At 61.3% G+C, this 18376-nt stretch carries 14 protein-coding genes; 11 read left to right on the top strand and 3 right to left on the bottom strand.

Translation table 11 applies throughout. The features are described from left to right. Window positions 1-77: 77 nt before the first annotated feature. On the bottom strand, window positions 78-1133 hold the full coding sequence (bioB, locus tag T3A99_RS26190) for a biotin synthase BioB (protein ID WP_076383416.1): 1056 nt from the start codon (window positions 1131-1133) through the stop codon (window positions 78-80). A 91-nt stretch (window positions 1134-1224) separates the two neighbouring features. On the opposite strand from bioB, the gene T3A99_RS26185 reads away from it, so the two are divergent. From T3A99_RS26185 to rarD, 5 genes are all read left to right on the top strand, one after another. Beyond that, window positions 1225-1965: a double zinc ribbon domain-containing protein gene (locus T3A99_RS26185; protein WP_047228118.1), complete on the top strand. Its 741-nt coding sequence runs from the start codon at window positions 1225-1227 to the stop codon at window positions 1963-1965. Window positions 1966-2022: 57 nt separating this feature from the next. After that, window positions 2023-2787: a TOBE domain-containing protein gene (locus tag T3A99_RS26180; RefSeq protein WP_305466883.1), complete on the top strand. Its 765-nt coding sequence runs from the start codon at window positions 2023-2025 to the stop codon at window positions 2785-2787. A 67-nt stretch (window positions 2788-2854) separates the two neighbouring features. Beyond that, a complete protein-coding gene (locus T3A99_RS26175) occupies window positions 2855-4750 on the top strand; it encodes a PhoX family protein (protein WP_047228120.1) in 1896 nt (631 codons plus the stop codon). 204 nt (window positions 4751-4954) lie between these two features. Further along, on the top strand, window positions 4955-5929 hold the full coding sequence (locus tag T3A99_RS26170; RefSeq protein ID WP_047228121.1) for a serine/threonine protein kinase: 975 nt from the start codon (window positions 4955-4957) through the stop codon (window positions 5927-5929). Between the two features lie 203 nt (window positions 5930-6132). Continuing rightward, entirely contained in the window at window positions 6133-7020 is an 888-nt protein-coding gene (gene rarD / locus T3A99_RS26165) for an EamA family transporter RarD (protein ID WP_047228122.1), read from the top strand. 217 nt (window positions 7021-7237) lie between these two features. Here rarD and T3A99_RS26160 read toward each other — a convergent pair whose 3' ends face one another. Next, a complete protein-coding gene (locus tag T3A99_RS26160; RefSeq protein ID WP_047228123.1) occupies window positions 7238-7756 on the bottom strand; it encodes a glycine cleavage system protein R in 519 nt (172 codons plus the stop codon). 553 nt (window positions 7757-8309) lie between these two features. Between T3A99_RS26160 and T3A99_RS26155 the strand changes: the two genes are divergently transcribed. Then, window positions 8310-10487, top strand: a complete 2178-nt coding sequence (locus tag T3A99_RS26155; protein WP_047228124.1) for a malate synthase G — start codon at window positions 8310-8312, stop codon at window positions 10485-10487. Between the two features lie 126 nt (window positions 10488-10613). Here T3A99_RS26155 and T3A99_RS26150 read toward each other — a convergent pair whose 3' ends face one another. After that, window positions 10614-11060 (bottom strand): response regulator, encoded by a 447-nt coding sequence (locus T3A99_RS26150; RefSeq protein WP_047228125.1) that lies wholly within the window; start codon window positions 11058-11060, stop codon window positions 10614-10616. 257 nt (window positions 11061-11317) lie between these two features. Here T3A99_RS26150 and T3A99_RS26145 point away from each other — a divergent pair, with 257 nt between their 5' ends. The 5 genes from T3A99_RS26145 to T3A99_RS26125 all read left to right on the top strand — a co-directional run bounded on the left by T3A99_RS26145 (window position 11318) and on the right by T3A99_RS26125 (window position 18318). After that, window positions 11318-13252 (top strand): putative nucleotidyltransferase substrate binding domain-containing protein, encoded by a 1935-nt coding sequence (locus T3A99_RS26145; RefSeq protein ID WP_305468590.1) that lies wholly within the window; start codon window positions 11318-11320, stop codon window positions 13250-13252. Beyond that, window positions 13249-13956, top strand: a complete 708-nt coding sequence (locus tag T3A99_RS26140; RefSeq protein ID WP_047228127.1) for a PolC-type DNA polymerase III — start codon at window positions 13249-13251, stop codon at window positions 13954-13956. The genes T3A99_RS26145 and T3A99_RS26140 overlap by 4 nt, the downstream gene beginning before the upstream one ends. A gap of 215 nt (window positions 13957-14171) precedes the next feature. Continuing rightward, on the top strand, window positions 14172-14690 hold the full coding sequence (locus T3A99_RS26135) for an RNA polymerase sigma factor (RefSeq protein WP_047228128.1): 519 nt from the start codon (window positions 14172-14174) through the stop codon (window positions 14688-14690). Further along, on the top strand, window positions 14687-15667 hold the full coding sequence (locus tag T3A99_RS26130) for a FecR domain-containing protein (protein ID WP_188251818.1): 981 nt from the start codon (window positions 14687-14689) through the stop codon (window positions 15665-15667). Before T3A99_RS26135 ends, T3A99_RS26130 begins: the two co-directional genes overlap by 4 nt. Before the next feature lie 212 nt (window positions 15668-15879). Next, window positions 15880-18318 carry a TonB-dependent siderophore receptor gene (locus T3A99_RS26125; RefSeq protein ID WP_322834951.1) on the top strand — a complete coding sequence of 813 codons (2439 nt, stop codon included), beginning with the start codon at window positions 15880-15882 and terminating at the stop codon, window positions 18316-18318. The last annotated feature ends 58 nt before the right edge of the window (window positions 18319-18376 follow it).

Genomic DNA, 18376 nt, shown 5'->3' with positions numbered 1-18376 from the left:
CGTGCCAGTCAACATAAATGTTGAATGCTCCATCGCCATCGCGAGCAGGCTCGCTCCCACATTTTTTTTGCGTCAACTCAGAGGGCGGCGTTGTAGAACTGCTCGCTGCTCTTCTGCTCCACCAGCGCCTGTTCAATAGCCGCCTGATGCACTTCGTCAGCATGCTCTTCGCGGGCCTCCGGCTGGATGCCCAGGCGAGCGAACAGTTGCATGTCCTTGTCGGCTTGCGGGTTGGCGGTGGTCAGGAGTTTGTCGCCATAAAAAATCGAGTTGGCACCGGCGAAAAATGCCAGGGCCTGCATCTGTTCGTTCATCGCTTCGCGGCCGGCGGACAGGCGTACATGGGACTGGGGCATCAGGATCCGCGCCACGGCGAGCATGCGAATGAAATCGAACGGATCGACGTCTTCGGCGTTTTCCAGTGGCGTGCCGGCGACTTTTACCAGCATGTTGATCGGCACCGATTCCGGATGCTCCGGCAGGTTCGCCAGCTGGATCAGCAGGTTGGCGCGATCGTCCAGGGACTCGCCCATGCCCAGGATGCCGCCGGAGCAGATCTTCATCCCCGAATCTCGCACGTAAGCCAGGGTTTGCAGACGCTCGCTGTAGGTACGAGTGGTGATGATGCTGCCGTAGAACTCCGGCGACGTGTCGAGGTTGTGGTTGTAGTAGTCCAGGCCGGCCTGGGCCAGGGCCTGGGTCTGGTCCTGATCGAGGCGGCCCAGGGTCATGCAGGTCTCCAGGCCCATGGCCTTCACGCCTTTGACCATCTCCAGCACATAAGGCATGTCCTTGGCCGACGGATGCTTCCACGCCGCGCCCATGCAGAAACGGGTCGAGCCGATGGCCTTGGCACGGGCGGCCTCTTCGAGGACTTTCTGCACTTCCAGCAACTTTTCTTTTTCCAGCCCGGTGTTGTAGTGGCCGGACTGCGGACAATATTTGCAATCTTCCGGGCAGGCGCCGGTCTTGATCGACAGCAGCGTGGACACCTGGACGCGGTTGGCGTCGAAATGCGCGCGGTGCACGGTCTGCGCCTGGAACAACAGGTCATTGAAGGGCTGGACGAAGAGAGCTTTGACTTCGGCCAAAGACCAGTCATGACGCAGGTTGGCAGTGGTGCTGGCGCTCATGGGCATTTCCTTGATTATGCTTGGCTGGCACCTGGGGACATGGAATACCCACAGGCGCGACACGGATGTTCGGCATATTTAAGGAAGAGTCATGCGCTGTCAACCACGATACGATGGACCGGTTTACATCTGGTTAAAAAACAAACAATCTTGTCTGTTGTGTGGCGAAACCACCGATACGCCCCAACCCATTTGCACCCCCTGCGAGAGCGAACTGCCCTGGCTCGGTGACCAGTGCAGTATCTGCGCCTTGCCACTGCCCATGGCCGGGCTGCGTTGTGGCCAGTGCGCCACTCAACCGCCAGCCTTCGAGCGGGTCCTGGCGCCATGGGCCTACGACTTTCCTATCGACAGCCTGATCGCACGTTTCAAACATCAGGCCAAATGGCCGCTCGGTCGGTTGATGGGCGAACTGCTGGCGCAGTCCCTGCAGCATCACTTCAATGAAGGACTGGAGCCACCCGACGCACTGGTGCCAGTACCGCTTGCCAATCGGCGCTTGCGTCAACGGGGTTTCAATCAGGCCTCGATGCTTGCACGCTGGCTCAGCGCGACATTGAAGATCCCTTGCGAAGAACAATTGCTGCGGCGCGTCCTGGACACCCCCGCCCAGCAGGCACTCGATGCCAGGGCCCGGCGCCGAAACCTGCGTCAAGCCTTTGCCATCACACCCGACGCCGTGCTCGGCAACCGTCATCTGGCGTTGGTCGACGATGTGCTCACGACCGGCGCCACAGCCCAGGCGCTGGCTCGCCTACTATTGGATGCCGGCGCCGCCCGGGTCGATGTGTATTGCCTGGCCCGCACGCCGAAACCCGGTGAGCCGGCTTGACGCGCCGCCTGCGAGGCGCCAACGTCCGCTCATGATTCCTTGGCGCAGTTCTCCATCATGTCATTGCCCCCGCTCCTGACCCAGCACATCGTCCGGCGCCCACAACGCATCGCCTTGTTGCAGCACATTGCCGAACAAGGCTCGATCACCCGCGCCGCCAAGAGCGCGGGCCTGAGCTACAAGGCGGCGTGGGATGCCATCGACGAATTGAATAACCTGGCGGACCAGCCGCTGGTGGATCGCAGCGTCGGCGGCAGGGGCGGTGGCGGCGCCAAGCTGTCAGAGGAGGGGCAACGCGTGCTGCGTCTGTATCAGCGCTTGCAAGCGCTGCAGGCGCAGTTACTGGAAGCCAGCGAGGACGCCGGGGATCTGGGCCTGCTCAGTCGCTTGATGCTGCGCACCAGCGCGCGCAATCAACTGCATGGCAAAGTCCTGGGGATCGAGGCCCAGGGCCACAATGACCGGGTACGCCTGGAACTGGCCCGGGGTCTGGTCATCGAGGCGCAAATCACCCATGACAGCACCTTACGCCTGGAGCTGGCTATCGGCACCGAAGTGGTGGCCCTGATCAAGGCCGGCTGGTTGGAGTTGCACCCCATCGAGTCAGCGGAGCAATCGGGAATCAACACGTTGCGCGGCGTGATCGAGCAGGTTGCCGCCGCCGAAGACGGCCCCAGTGAAGTGCGTATCGGCCTGCCCAACGGCCAGACATTGTGCGCCCTGGCCGATCCGCTCCAATTGCATGAGCGAAACCTGGCTACCGGTTCTGCGGTGCACGTCGCGTTTTCACCGACAAATGTGCTGCTCGGCACACCGCTGTAGCGCGCTGCAACAATAGTTTCATCGACCCGCTTTAAGGTGACTGCCAAAACCAGCAGGGAGCCTGATGATGAGCCTATTAGAAGAAAACCAATCCACCGACCTGGAAAAGATCGTCGGCCTGAGCCGTCGAAGCTTCATCAGCGCCGGCGCCCTGTGCGGCGCGGCGATGTTCCTGGGCGGCAACCTGCTGAGCCGCAGCGTGCTGGCCGCCGCCGTGAGCGAAGGCAACAGCAAGCTGCTGGGCTTTAAAAGCATCGCCGCCGCCACGGCCGACACCATTACCCTGCCTCCGGGCTACAAAGCCTCGGTGCTGATCAGTTGGGGCCAGCCACTGCGCAAAAATGCACCGGCGTTCGACCCCAGTGGCAATGGAACAGCCCGCGCTCAGGAAGAGCAGTTTGGCGACAACACCGACGGCATGAGCCTGTTCGAATTCCCCGGCGACAAGAACCGGGCGCTGATGGCGATCAACAACGAGTACACCAACTACCAATACCTGTTCCCTCACGGCGGCCAGCCGCAGTCGGCCGAAGACGTGCGCAAGGCCCAAGCCGCCGAAGGCGTGTCGGTGATCGAGATCCAGCGTCGTCGCGGCCAGTGGCAGTTCGTCCAGGAATCGCGCTACAACCGCCGGATCCACGGCAACACGCCGATTCGCCTGCGTGGTCCGGCAGCCGGCCACGACCTGCTGAAAACCAGCGCCGACAAGAGCGGCAAAAAAGTGCTGGGGACTTTCCAGAACTGCGCCAACGGCATGACGCCGTGGGGCACGTACCTGACCTGCGAAGAGAACTTCACTGACTGCTTCGGCAGCAGCAAGGCGGACCTGCAGTTCGACGCGGCACAAAAACGCTATGGCGCCACTGTCACCAGCAGTGAAATCAACTGGCACCTGCACGACCCGCGTTTTGATCTGGCGAAGAACCCCAACGAACTCAATCGCCATGGCTGGGTGGTGGAAATCGATCCGTTCGACCCGCAATCCACCCCGGTAAAACGCACTGCTCTGGGCCGTTTCAAACACGAAAACGCCGCCCTCGCGCAGACCAATGACGGTCGCGCCGTGGTGTACATGGGCGATGACGAGCGCGGCGAATTCATCTACAAGTTCGTCAGCCGCGAGCGCATCAACCATCGCAATGCCAAAGCCAACCGCAACCTGCTGGACCACGGCACCTTGTATGTGGCGCGCTTCGATGCCGGCGACGGCAACCCGGACCACCCCAAAGGCAAGGGCCAGTGGATCGAGCTGACCCACGGCAAGAACGGCATCGACGCCAGCAGCGGTTTCGCTGACCAGGCCGAAGTGCTGATCCATGCGCGCCTGGCCGCCAGTGCCGTTGGCGCCACGCGCATGGACCGCCCCGAGTGGATCGTGGTCAGCCCCAAGGACGGCCAGGTCTATTGCACCCTGACCAACAACTCCAAGCGCGGTGATGCCGGTCAACCGGTGGAAGGGCCAAACCCTCGGGCCAAGAACGTCTACGGGCAGATCCTGCGCTGGCGCACCGACCGCGACGATCATGCCTCCAAGACCTTCTCCTGGGATCTGTTCGTGGTCGCCGGCAACCCGGCGGTACACGCCGGCACGCCGAAAGCCGGCTCGTCCAACATCAACGCCCAGAACATGTTCAACAGCCCCGATGGCCTGGGCTTCGACAAGGCCGGGCGGCTGTGGATTCAGACCGACGGTGATTTCAGCAATACCGGGGACTTCGCCGGCATGGGCAACAACCAGATGCTCTGCGCCGACCCCGACAGCGGCGAAATCCGTCGATTCCTGGTCGGGCCGGTGGGTTGCGAAGTGACCGGCATCAGCTTCTCGCCAGACTACAAAACCCTGTTCGTCGGCATCCAGCATCCCAGCGGCGGCTCGACATTCCCCGAGCATCTGCCCAACGGTAAGCCGCGGTCGTCGGTGATGGTGATTACCCGTGAGGATGGCGGGGTCATCGGCGCCTGATAGCCCTCACGCTGATCGTTCCCACGCTCTGCGTGGGGATTCAGCCAGGGACGCTCCGCGTCCCAAAGAGTAACGCGGAGCGTCACATGAGGCGTTCCCACGCAGAGCGTGGGAACGATCACCGACAGCCGTCACCTATCTCCCTCCGTCTGCGCTACCATGCTGGGCCGGACGCGGCAGCCCTGCCGCTGCGCAGGAGTCAGCATGTCCCATCCGTTTGAAACCCTCACACCCGACCTGGTGCTCGATGCCGTTGAAAGCATGGGCTTGCTCAGCGATGCCCGTGTGCTGGCCCTCAACAGCTATGAAAACCGTGTCTATCAGGTGGGTATCGAAGACGCCGAGCCGCTGATCGCCAAGTTCTATCGCCCTCAGCGCTGGACCAACGAAGCGATTCTGGAAGAGCACCGCTTCACCTTCGAACTGGCCGAATGCGACGTGCCGGTGGTAGCGCCGCTGATTCACAACGGCGTCAGTCTGCACGAACACGCCGGGTTTCGTTTCACCCTGTTTCCCCGTCGTGGCGGCCGCGCGCCTGAGCCGGGCAACCTCGACCAACTCTATCGCCTGGGGCAATTGCTCGGGCGCCTGCACGCGGTCGGGTCGACCCGTCCGTTCGAGCATCGTGAAGCGTTGGGCGTGAAAAACTTCGGCCACGATTCGCTGGCCACCGTGCTGCAAAGCGGTTTCGTACCCCGCAGCCTGCTTCCGGCCTACGAGTCGGTGGCCAGGGACCTGCTCAAACGGGTCGAAGAGGTCTATGCCGCCACGCCTCACCAGAACATCCGCATGCACGGCGACTGCCACCCCGGCAACATGATGTGCCGCGACGAGGTTTTTCATATCGTCGACCTGGACGACTGCCGCATGGGCCCGGCGGTACAGGATTTGTGGATGATGCTCGCCGGTGATCGCCAGGAATGCCTGGGGCAGTTGTCGGAATTGATGGACGGCTACCGCGAGTTTCATGACTTTGACCCGCGTGAACTGGCCTTGATCGAGCCACTGCGGGCCTTGCGCCTGATGCACTACAGCGCCTGGCTGGCGCGCCGTTGGGACGATCCGGCGTTCCCGCGCAGCTTCCCGTGGTTCGGCAGCGAACGCTACTGGGGCGACCAGGTGTTGGCGTTGCGCGAGCAGCTGGCGGCGCTCAATGAGGAGCCGTTGAAGTTGTTCTGATTTGCCACTGCCGCCCCCCTGTGGGAGCGAGCCTGCTCGCGATCGCGGTAGGTCAGTCGATGTCCATGTTGAATGGGCCGTCGTCATCGCGAGCGAGCTCGCTCCCACAGGGGCCGGCGATGGCGCGCATAAAGGTTCACAGCACAATCTGACAAATCTCCTTACAATCACTCTTTTGTTAGCTGCCTAAGCAAGGATTCTGCATGCAAGCCGCCAACCCGCGTCGCGGGTATATCCTGGGCCTGAGTGCCTACATCATCTGGGGTCTGTTCCCGATCTATTTCAAAGCCATCGCCAACGTGCCGTCCGTGGAAATCATCATCCACCGGGTGCTGTGGTCAGCGCTGTTCGGCGCGGCGTTGCTGATGGTCTGGAAACACCCGGGCTGGTGGCGCGAACTGCGGGACAATCCACAGCGGCTGGCAATCCTGGCCCTGAGCGGTACGTTGATCGCGGCCAACTGGCTGACCTATGTCTGGGCGGTGAACAACGAGCGCATGCTCGAAGCGAGCCTGGGGTACTACATCAACCCGCTGGTGAACGTATTGCTCGGCATGTTGATCCTGGGTGAACGGTTGCGACGCATGCAGTGGCTGGCGGTGGGGTTGGCCGCGGTCGGTGTGGCGCAGCAGGTCTGGCAAGTGGGCAGCCTGCCTTGGGTGTCGCTGGTGCTGGCGCTGACCTTCGGCTTTTATGGGCTGATCCGCAAGCAGGCGCCGGTCAAGGCTTTACCCGGACTGGTAGTGGAAACCTGGATGCTGGTGCCGATCGCCATTGCCTGGTTGTTGTTCAACCCGGCGGCTACCAGCGCCCAAGCCGTTTTCTGGACCACCTCCGAAGCCTGGTGGCTGGTGGCGGCCGGGCCCGTGACGCTGGTGCCGTTGGTGTGCTTTAACGCTGCGGCGCGGCATTTGCCCTACACCACCCTCGGGTTCCTCCAGTACATCGCACCGACGCTGGTGTTGTTGCTCGCCGTACTGCTGTTCGGTGAGCATCTGTCGTCCAGCACATTGGTGGCGTTCCTGTTTATCTGGGCTGGGCTTGCGGTGTATAGCGTCGATGCCGTGATCAGCATGCGCCGGCGCAACTGATCAAAAAACGTACGAACCTCCACAGGCCACGCCTGGCGTGGCCTGCGCTTATCCTTCCCAAGGTTATCCACAGCGTGATCCCCGCCGTTTGTGCACAAGCCCTTGAAAACTGGTGATTTTTTAATCATATCCCGCCAGCGCCCGGCGGACGTGGGCTGGCGAGGTGTCTCTACAGGTTATCCACAGGCAGGCGCAGTTTTTCCTTGGATAACCTTTATCAGTTCTCGTCGCTGAGTTTCAGCTCCACCATCAGTTCATCGGCCAGGGTTTCCAAACGCTCCTGCAAAGTGTCCAGGGACAAGGTCACTGGCACCCCGAGGATCGCTTCGGCATGAAACAGCAACTCGCTGCTCATCGGCGCCGGCCGCACGTCCGTGACCAGTCGCTCGACGTTGACGCCCTGCTCACTCAGCAAGCGCGTGATGTCGCGCACGATCCCCGGGCGATCATTACCCACCAGCTCCATCGCGATAGGCTTCCAAGTGCAGGACTCTTCGACGATGCCCTCGGCGATCAGCACGCGGATGTTGTGGGCCGACAGGCCTTGCAAGGCTTCGATCAATTCATCATGGGACTCAGCCGGAACGCTCAGGCGCAGGATCCCGGCAAATTGTCCCGCCAGACGGGACATGCGGCTTTCCAGCCAGTTACCGCCGTGCTCGGCGATGCAAAGGGCGATCTGCTCGACCAACCCGGGCTTGTCCGGGGCGAAAACAGTGATGACGAGATGGTCCATGGCGCGAGCCCTCTTGTTGTGGAAAGAAGAGTATAGGCAGGTGGTCGCGGACAGGCTCGTGCCCTAAAGATATAAACCTCGCCTCTGTGGGAGCAAAGCTTGCTCGCGATGAAAACAACTCGGTCCTTCTGAAACCAGGGCACCTGTATCGCAGCAAGCTCTGCTCCCACAGGATGAAACCAGATACATCGTGTACAAAGATCAAGATTTATATGGAACAATCCATACGTTTTTTGAGAACATCCCGTGCCTCGTCGTGACCGTAACACTTTAGTGGGTCGCGGAACGACGCAATTAGTCTAATTTTCACAACCGCAATTGATCATGTAGTATGCCGCAGCGCGCACTACATAATGTTGGACCAATGACTGTTCAAGGCGCGGTCGCATCCCTGAAAGCCCCGTCAGCAAGGCTTAACGCCCGTGACAGGTCCCACCCAGCCGCCAGCGATGGCATGTACTGGTTCCGGGGTTTGTGGTTTAAATGTCCCGAGGCTTCATTGTCAAAATCGAAGAGCTGAAAAGCGAAATAGCTGAGCAGAGTGAGGCAAGCAATGACTGAACACGTTCAAGTCGGTGGCCTGCGGGTCGCCAAAGTCCTGTTCGACTTCGTGAATAACGAAGCTATCCCCGGAACCGGCCTCACCGCCGATGCGTTCTGGGCCGGTGCCGACAAAGTCATCCACGACCTGGCCCCGAAGAACAAAGCCCTACTCGCCAAACGCGACGATTTCCAGGCACAGATCGATGCCTGGCACCAGGCCCGTGCCGGCCAGGCCCACGACGCCGTGGCTTACAAAGCCTTCCTGCAAGACATCGGTTATCTGCTGCCAGAAGCGGCGGATTTCCAGGCCACGACGCAAAATGTCGATGACGAAATCGCCCGCATGGCCGGCCCGCAGCTGGTCGTGCCGGTGATGAATGCCCGCTTCGCCCTCAATGCCTCGAACGCCCGCTGGGGTTCTTTGTACGACGCGCTGTACGGCACCGATGCCATCAGCGAAGCCGACGGCGCGGAGAAAGGCAAAGGCTACAACAAGGTACGCGGCGACAAGGTCATTGCCTTTGCCCGCGCCTTCCTCGACGAAGCCGCGCCGTTGGCGGCCGGCTCCCATGTCGATTCCACCGCTTACAAGATCGTCGATGGCAAACTGGTGGTTGCCCTCAAGGGCGGCAGCAACAGCGGCCTGCGTGACGACGCGCAACTGATCGGTTTCCAGGGCGACGCTTCGGCACCGACCACCGTGCTGTTGAAGCACAACGGCCTGCACTTCGAAATCCAGATCGACGCCAGCACCCCCGTCGGCCAGACCGATGCCGCCGGCGTCAAAGACATCCTGATGGAAGCGGCGCTGACCACCATCATGGACTGCGAAGACTCGGTCGCCGCCGTCGATGCCGATGACAAAGTGGTGATCTACCGTAACTGGCTCGGCCTGATGAAGGGCGATCTGTCGGAACAGGTCGCCAAGGGCGGTCAGACGTTTACCCGCACCATGAACCCCGATCGTGCGTACACGACGGTCGACGGTTCGGGCCTGACCCTGCATGGCCGCTCGCTCCTGTTCGTGCGCAACGTCGGTCATCTGATGACTATCGACGCGATCCTGGACAAGGACGGTCAGGAAGTACCGGAAGGCATCCTGGATGGCCTGGTCACCAGCCTGGCGGCAATCCACAGCCTCAACGGCAATACTTCGCGCCGCAACAGCCGTACCGGCTCGGTGTACATCGTCAAGCCAAAGATGCACGGGCCGGAAGAAGCGGCGTTCACCAACGAACTGTTCGGTCGCGTCGAGGACGTGCTGAACCTGCCGCGCAACACCCTCAAGGTCGGGATCATGGACGAGGAGCGCCGGACCACGGTCAACCTCAAGGCCTGCATCAAGGCCGCCAGTGAACGCGTGGTGTTCATCAACACCGGCTTCCTGGACCGCACCGGCGACGAAATCCACACCTCCATGGAAGCCGGCCCGATGGTGCGCAAGGCTGATATGAAAGCCGAGAAGTGGATCGCCGCGTATGAGAATTGGAACGTCGATATCGGCCTGAGCACCGGCCTGCAGGGTCGCGCACAGATCGGCAAGGGCATGTGGGCCATGCCGGACCTGATGGCAGCGATGCTGGAGCAGAAAATCGCTCATCCCATGGCCGGTGCCAACACCGCGTGGGTTCCGTCGCCGACCGCTGCAGCGCTGCACGCGCTGCATTATCACAAGGTCGACGTGTTCGCCCGTCAGGCCGAACTGGCCCAACGTGCCCGCGCCTCGGTGGACGACATCCTGACCATCCCGTTGGCCGTGAACCCGAACTGGACGCCGGAGCAGATCAGGAACGAACTGGACAACAATGCCCAGGGCATCCTCGGTTACGTGGTGCGCTGGATCGACCAGGGCGTAGGTTGCTCCAAGGTGCCGGACATCAACGATATTGGCCTGATGGAAGACCGTGCGACGCTGCGTATTTCCAGCCAGCACATCGCCAACTGGCTGCGCCATGGCATCGTCACCCAGGACCAGGTGATGGAAAGCCTCAAGCGCATGGCGCCGGTGGTGGACCGCCAGAACGCCAGCGACCCGCTGTACCGTCCACTGGCGCCGGACTTCGACAGCAACATCGCCTTCCAGGCGGCAGTGGAGTTGGTGATCGAAGGCACCCGGCAGCCTAACGGCTATACCGAGCCGGTGCTGCACCGTCGTCGTCGCGAGTTCAAGGCAGCCAATGGGCTGTGATTGAAGGGTAAAACGCAGCACAAGAAAAAGCCCTGATCGAAAGATCAGGGCTTTTTCATTGCAAAATCACCAAGCCCTAGCTGATGCTCGAGTCATTGTGGGATTCATCGGCTCCCACAGACAACTTTAAAGATCCATCCCCAGCTCATGCTTGACCAGACCCAGCAATTTTTCCGTATCAATAGGCTTGAGCAAAAAATCCACTACGCTCAGGTGCATCGCTTCGATGGCGTCCTTCACGTCGGCATCGCCGGAGACGAGGATGATCGGCAGCGCTGCCCGCTCCGACTCACGGACCAGGCGGACCAGTTCAAGGCCATCGACATTGCCCATACGCAAGTCAGTGATCAATAGGCCAATCGACGGCTTGGTTTCCAGCAACTTGAGCGCCGTTTCACCGCTGGCGGCGGTCATGCAGTGAATGCCGTCCAGGGCCAGAATTTCCGATAGCAGCTCACGGGCGTCCTTGTCGTCATCGACAATCAAGACTCGTTGCGGCGGCAGGTCGGGTTCCAGCATGACGGCACTCAGCGCCTCGCGCTCGGCGTCACTCAAAATATCGTGGTCGGACATGATGCTCTCTACGTTCTTTAATCGATCCCCTGGCACAGTGGTCAGACATCGTTCTGCGTCGCTTCAATGTGCACTTCGTCGGATTTTTTTCCAAGTACATTTATTGCAGGCTTCGGATAGACCACACGAGGGATTTTTCTATCGTTCCCAGCCTTTTGCGTTGACCTAGACTTACGTCCAATGGGCACCCTTCCCTCAGGGGTTGACCATGGGGACAGATCCGACCACAACAATTCAAAAAAGACTGCGCCATGGTTATGAAAAAAACGGACGCCTTTACCCAGGCTGGGAAAACCGCGGTGTTGCAGAACATCCAGGGAACGCTGCAATTCCTTCAGCGTTTTCCCCCGTTCAACCAAATGGAAAACGCTCACCTGGCTTATCTGGTGGAGCAATGCCTGCTGCGTTTTTACGCACCGGGGGACACCATCATCAAACCGGCCGACGGCACGGTGGAACACTTTTATATCGTCAAGCAGGGCCGGGTCGTGGGCGAGCGTCCGCATTCGGCAAAAGGTGGCACCGAGACCACCTTCGAAATCACCACCGGCGAATGCTTCCCCCTTGCCGCGCTGCTGGGCGAGCGGGCCACGCGCACCGAACACCGTGCCGGCGAGGACACCTTCTGCCTGCAGTTGAACAAGCAGGCATTCATCAAGCTGTTCGCCCTGTCGAGCCCGTTTCGTGATTTCGCGCTGCGTGGAGTCAGCAGCCTGCTCGACCAGTTCAATCAGCAAGTCCAGCAGAAGTCCGCGCAAACCCTCGGCACCCAATACTCCCTCAACACCCGGCTGGGCGAGCTGGCGATGCGTCATCCGGTGAGTTGCAACCCCGACATGCCCCTGCGCGAAGCCGTGAAACTGATGCACGAACAGCAGGTCGGAAGCATTGTGGTGGTGAACGAGCAAAAAGCGCCGGTAGGGATTTTTACCCTGCGCGACCTGCGGCATGTGGTCGCCGACGGCTCCGGGGATTTTTCCGAAGCCATCGCCGCGCACATGACCCCGACACCCTTCTATCTCTCGCCGGACCACAGCGCCTTCGACGCGGCCATCGCCATGACTGAGCGCCACATTGCCCATGTTTGTCTGGTCAAGGACCATCGCTTGTGCGGCGTGGTGTCCGAGCGCGATCTGTTTTCCCTGCAGCGGGTCGACCTGGTACATCTGGCACGGACCATCAGCAGCGCTCCGAAAGTCGAGACCCTGGTGGCCCTGCGCGGCGAGATCGGTCAATTGGTCGAGCGCATGCTGGCCCATGGTGCGTCGTCGACGCAGATCACCCAGATCATCACACTGCTCAACGACCACACCGTGTGCCGGGTCATCGAACTGACCCTGGCCGACAAGGGTGACCCGGGCGTGCCGTTCAGTTGGTTGTGTTTCGGCAGTGAAGGCCGGCGCGAGCAGACCCTGCACACCGATCAGGACAACGGCATCCTGTTCGAAGCCCGGGACGCCGCCCATGCGGCGCAGATCCGCGGGCTGCTGCTGCCCATCGCCCAACAGATCAACCAGAGCCTGGCCCTCTGTGGTTTCACCTTGTGCAAAGGCAACATCATGGCCGGCAACCCGGAGCTGTGCCTGTCCCGCGCCGAATGGGCCCGACGCTTTGCCGCATTCATTCGTGAAGCGACGCCGGAAAACCTATTGAGCTCGAGTATCTATTTCGACCTGCGGGTGGTCTGGGGCGATGAGCAAGGCTGTGAGCAGTTGCGCCAGCAAGTGCTCGAACAGGTGGCCGATAACCGTTTGTTCCAGCGCATGATGGCCGAGAACGCGCTGCGTCATCGTCCACCGGTGGGACGCTTCAGGGATTTCGTGCTCAGCCGCAAGAACGGCGAAAAAGCCACCCTGGACCTGAAAGTGCAAGGCCTGACGCCTTTTGTCGACGGCGCTCGCCTGCTGGCCCTGGCCAATGGCATCGAAGCCAACAATACCCTGGAGCGCTTGCGGCAACTGGTCATCAAGGACGTGATCCAACCGCTCGATGGCGCGGCCTATGAAGAGGCCTACCACTTCATCCAGCAAACCCGCATGCAACAACATCAACTGCAGACCCGCGAAAACCTGCCCTACTCCAACCGGGTCGACCCCGACAGCCTTAATCATCTGGACCGGCGCATTCTGCGCGAATCCCTGCGCCAAGCCCAACGGCTGCAAAGCAGCCTGACGCTGAGGTACCAGTTGTGAGCATTTTTTCCTGGTTACGCCCGGTCCAACCGATGTTGCCTGAAGACGTGCAACAGCGCCTGGAGCGCCTGCCGGCCCCCGCGCCCCTGGGTGAATGCAGCCTGAGGGAGCAACGCTGGGTGGTGCTGGATCTGGAAACCACGGGGTTGAACCTGAACAAGGATCAGGTGCTGTCCATCGGTGCGGTGGTCATAGAGGACGGCGCCATCGACTTCAGCCAACAGTTCGAACGCACCTTGCAGTGCGACAAGCAGAAGCTGGGACCCAGCGTATTGATCCATGGCCTGGCGCCGAGTGAAATTGCCGCCGGCAGCGACCCCGCCGAGGCGCTGCTGGCGTTCATGGAATTCGTCGGCGACAGCCCTCTGCTGGCATTTCATGCGCCGTTCGACTCCCACATGCTGGGGCGAGCACTGAAGGATTACCTCGGTTATCGCTTGCAGCATTCGTTTCTGGATGTCGCTGACCTGGCGCCGATGCTCTGCCCTCAAGCGCACCTGCGCAAGGCCGGCCTGGACGACTGGATCGACTGGTGCAAATTGCAAGTCTTCGACCGTCATAACGCCAGCGCCGACGCCCTGGCCACCGCCGAATTGGCGCTCATTCTGTTCAGCCGTGCCCGTCAGCAGCAGATCCATAGCCCGCTTGAGCTGCAACAGCACCTGAGCCAATGGAAGCGACGGCAACGGGCGCCTTCGCTTTAGCCCAAGGTGGTTGACCTGTGGGAGCAAGGCTTGCCCGCGATGCAGGCGACTCGGCCAGGCTGCCAGTCCCGGCGATGCCATCGCGGGCAAGCCTTGCTCCTACAGACTCACCTGAACCCGCGGATCGTGCTCCGACCAGCGCCAATTGCTTTCTCTCCCCCGCCTCTGCGACAATCGCGAACAATTCTCGTTACTTAAAACGTCGGTGATGCTTCGTGTCGTCAGCCCCAAGCCCCCACAGTGATCTGGTTGGTGCGTTGTACCGTGACCATCGCCGGTGGCTATTGGCATGGCTGCGCCGCAACGTGGCCTGCCCGCAACGGGCCGAAGATCTGAGCCAGGACACCTTCGTGCGCCTGCTGGGCCGGGAGGAACTGACAGCGCCCCGAGAGCCCAGGGCGTTTCTGGTGGCGATCGCCAAGGGACTGCTGTTCGATTATTTCCGTCGGGCGGCGCTGGAGCAGGCCTACCTCACCGAGCTGATGCTGATCCCGGAAAACGAACAGCCGTCGTTGGAAGAGCAGCAACTGATCCTCGAAGACCTCAAGGCTATCGATCGGCTGCTTGGCAAATTGTCGAGCAAGGCCCGCGCCGCCTTCCTCTACAACCGCCTCGACGGCCTCAGCCATGCAGAAATCGCCGAGCGCCTGGGGGTTTCCGTGCCCCGGGTGCGGCAGTACCTGGCCCAGGGCATGCGCCAGTGCTACATCGCGCTTTATGGTGAGCCGACATGAGCACGCCTTCTTCCAAACCCGTCTCGACCGGGGTTCTGGATGCGGCCATTGCCTGGCAACTGTCCTTGGACTCAGGCGGCGGTAGTGCCCAGGAGCGGGAAGCGTTCGCCCAATGGCATGCCGCCGACGAAGAACATGCCCGGGCCTGGCGGCAACTGGGCATGCTTGACCAACGCTTCAGTGTCGCCAACGGCCCTGGGCGAGCCGCGTTGTTGCAATCCAGAGCAAACATCCGTCGCCGGGTGCGCAAGCTCGGTAGCAGCCTGGCCAGCATTGTTGCAGTGATCGGCCTGGCGTTGTTTGCCGGAGATCGTTACTTGCCGCTGGACTACTGGCTGGCCGACCAGCGCACCGCCACCGGCGAACAACGCGTCCTGCGCTTGGCCGACGGCACGCTGATCAACCTCAACACCCACAGTGCGCTGGACGTGCGTTTCGATGACAAGCAGCGCCGCATTGTCCTGCAAGAAGGCGAGATCCTGGTGGAAACCGGCCACAACGATCCGCGTCCGTTTATCGTTGAAACCCGCGAAGGCAACATGCGCGCCCTGGGCACCCGGTTTTTGGTCAAGCGAGAAGCAGAAGGCACGCGCCTGAGCGTGTTGAAGTCGGCAGTGGCGGCGCATCCGCAGGCCACCGACGAAGAGCAGATCCTGCGCGAAGGCCAGCAGGTGTTGATGCGTCGCGACGGTCTCGGGCCGACGATGGCCCTGAGTCCGGGCGCCGATGCCTGGACCCGCGGCATGCTGGTGGTGGACAACGCCCGCCTCGAAGACCTGGTCCATGAGCTGGGACGCTATCGTCGCGGCTACCTGGGCGTCGAGCCACAGGTAGCCGACCTGCGCATCACGGGCAGCTTCCCGCTGCACGATACCGATCTGGCACTCAGCGCCCTGCTGCCGACCTTGCCGGTGCAAGTCGAGCATCACACGCGCTGGTGGGTGATGGTGGGGCCGAGGGTCGAGACCAAGCCTTGAGGCCCCATCGCGAGCAGGCTCGCTCCCACATTTGATCTTCAGTGATCCCCTGTGGGAGCGAGCCTGCTCGCGATGAAGCCGTCCCGATCCGAAGACCCGTTGGACACCTCACCTCAATCTGAATCTAAATTATTTTCATCCAGCCCTATCACTTTTGAATTTTCATCCGGCACCAAGGCAATTGAGAAATATTTCCATTCAGGAGCCGCCGTATGTCCCGCCCGCTAGACACCCTGTTGCGCCCCAGTCTGTTGGCCGTTGCCATCGCTTTTGCCGCCCCGTTGGTCAGCGGCCCGTTGCTGGCCGCCGAACAAGCCTCGAGCGTGCGCACCTACAACCTGCCCGCCGCACCATTGGCCAGCACCCTGAACCAGATCGCCAGTCAGGCCGGGCTCGCCCTGAGTCTGACCCCGTCCCTGGCCTCGGGCAAAACCTCGGCACCGGTCCAGGGCCAGTTCGATGCCATTGGCGCATTACGTGAGGCGTTGCGCGGCACCGGCCTTCAACTGCAACAAAGCAGCGCCGGCACCTACAGCCTGGTGGCCGTGCCCGAAGGCGTCATGGCTTTGCCGGAAACCAGCGTGATCGGCGCCGGCCTCAGCGAGACCGCGTGGGGTCCGACCGATGGCTATGTCGCCACTCGCACGGCAGCCGGCACCAAGACCGATACGCCGATTGTCGAACTGCCGCGCTCGGTTTCCGTGGTCACACGCCAGCAGATGGAAGATCGCTCGGTCCTCAACCTCAATGACGCCCTGCGCTACACCGCTGGCGTGCAGAGCAGCGGCTACGGCTCGGACTCACGCAACGACTGGCTGCTGGTGCGCGGTTTTGTACCGACGCAGTTCCTCGATGGTCTGCCGCTGCCCAAGGGCAACTACGTCACGCCGAAAATCGAGCCCTGGAACCTCGAACGCATCGCCGTGCTGCGTGGTCCGGCGTCTTCGATCTACGGCCAGACGCCACCCGGCGGCATGCTGGACATGGTCAGCCGTCGTCCGCAAGCTGAAAGCAGCCACCAGGTCGAACTGCAAGCCGGCAGCTACGAACACAAGCAGATCAACTTCGACAGCACCGGCAAGGTCGATGACGAAGGCCAGTTCCTCTATCGACTCAGCGGCACGGTGCGCGACAGCAACGCCCAGGTCGATCACATCCCGGACAAACGCTACAACATCGCCCCGAGCCTGACCTGGAACATCAACGACGACACCCGCCTGACCTTCCTGTCTCAGTACACCCGCGACGACACCGGCATCACCGGGCAATTCCTGCCGCTGCAAGGCACCAAGCTGTCGTCGCCGGCCGGCAAGATTTCCCACCACAAAAACCTGGGTGACCCGGACTGGGAATTCTACGACCGCACCTACTACGCCCTCGGTTATGCGTTTGAACATCGTCTGAACGACACTTGGCAGTTCCGCCAGAACCTGCGCTATACCAAGAGCGACCTGGAAACCCAAGGCATCTCCGCAGGTGGCCAATTCTGGCCAGACGGCCCCGACCAATCCGTGGATGCCAACGGCAACGTCAAGCGCAGCGCCAGCGTCATCAACGAAGACATCAGCCAGTTCGCCGTGGACAACAACTTCCAGGCCGACTTCCAGACCGGCGCCCTCAGCCACACCCTGTTGCTGGGCCTGGATCACCAGCGCTCCAACAGCAATTCACGCTGGGATTGGGGTTCGACTGGCGTGCCGACCAGCAACATCCACAACCCGACCTACGGACAGGATTTCTCCAACGTCCAGTACTTCACCATGTACGACTACAACCAGAAGACCCAGCAAACCGGTCTCTACATCCAGGACCAGATCGCCCTGGACAACTGGCGTCTGACCCTGGGTGGTCGTGAAGACTGGATCCACACCGGCACCGAGTTCCACAACCAGGCCGGCGCGACCAACACCCAGCGCGACAAGAAATTCAGCGGCAACGCGGCGCTGAGCTACGTCTTCGACAATGGCGTGACGCCGTACATTTCTTTCGCCCAGTCCTTCCAGGCAGCGGCCGGAACCAACGTCAACAGCACCGATGCATTCAAGCCGACCGAAGGCGAACAGTACGAAGCGGGCATCAAGTACCAGCCACCCGGCACCAAAACCCTGCTGACGGCGGCGGTGTTCGACCTGACCCAGAAAAACAACTCTGTCACCGAAAACAACGTCACCCGCCAAGTGGGTGAAGTACAGGTACGTGGCCTGGAGTTGGAGGCCTCGGGCGACGTGACCGACAACCTGAAGCTCATCGGCTCCTACACCTACAACGACAGTGAAATCACCAAAGGCACGACGGCGGAAAAAGGCAAGCGCATGGCCCAGGTGCCGCGTAACCAAGCCACCGCCTGGGCGGACTACACCTGGCACAACGGCCCGCTGGACGGCTTTGGTGTCGGTGCGGGTGTGCGTTACGTCGGCGACACCTATGGCAACACCACCAACACCGACTGGGGCCATGTCAGTTCCTATACCGTGTATGACGCCTCGGCCCATTACGACCTGGGTCGCCTGGACAACTCGCTCAAAGGGGTATCGGTGGCGGTGGATGCAAAAAACGTCTTCAACAAGGACTACCTGTCCACGTGTGACGGTTTCTACTGCTACTACGGCGATCAACGCAGCGTCGTCGCCAGCGTGAATTACAAATGGTAAACGGTTAGCATTTGCGTAAACCTTTTGAAGGGCCACCTGTGGCCCTTTTTGCATTCGG

It is taken from the genome of Pseudomonas sp. N-137 (assembly GCF_034555295.1).
GTDB lineage: Bacteria > Pseudomonadota > Gammaproteobacteria > Pseudomonadales > Pseudomonadaceae > Aquipseudomonas > Aquipseudomonas rhizophila.
Note: the sequence above shows the minus strand (reverse complement) of the source record. Positions and strands in the feature narration are given on the sequence as shown.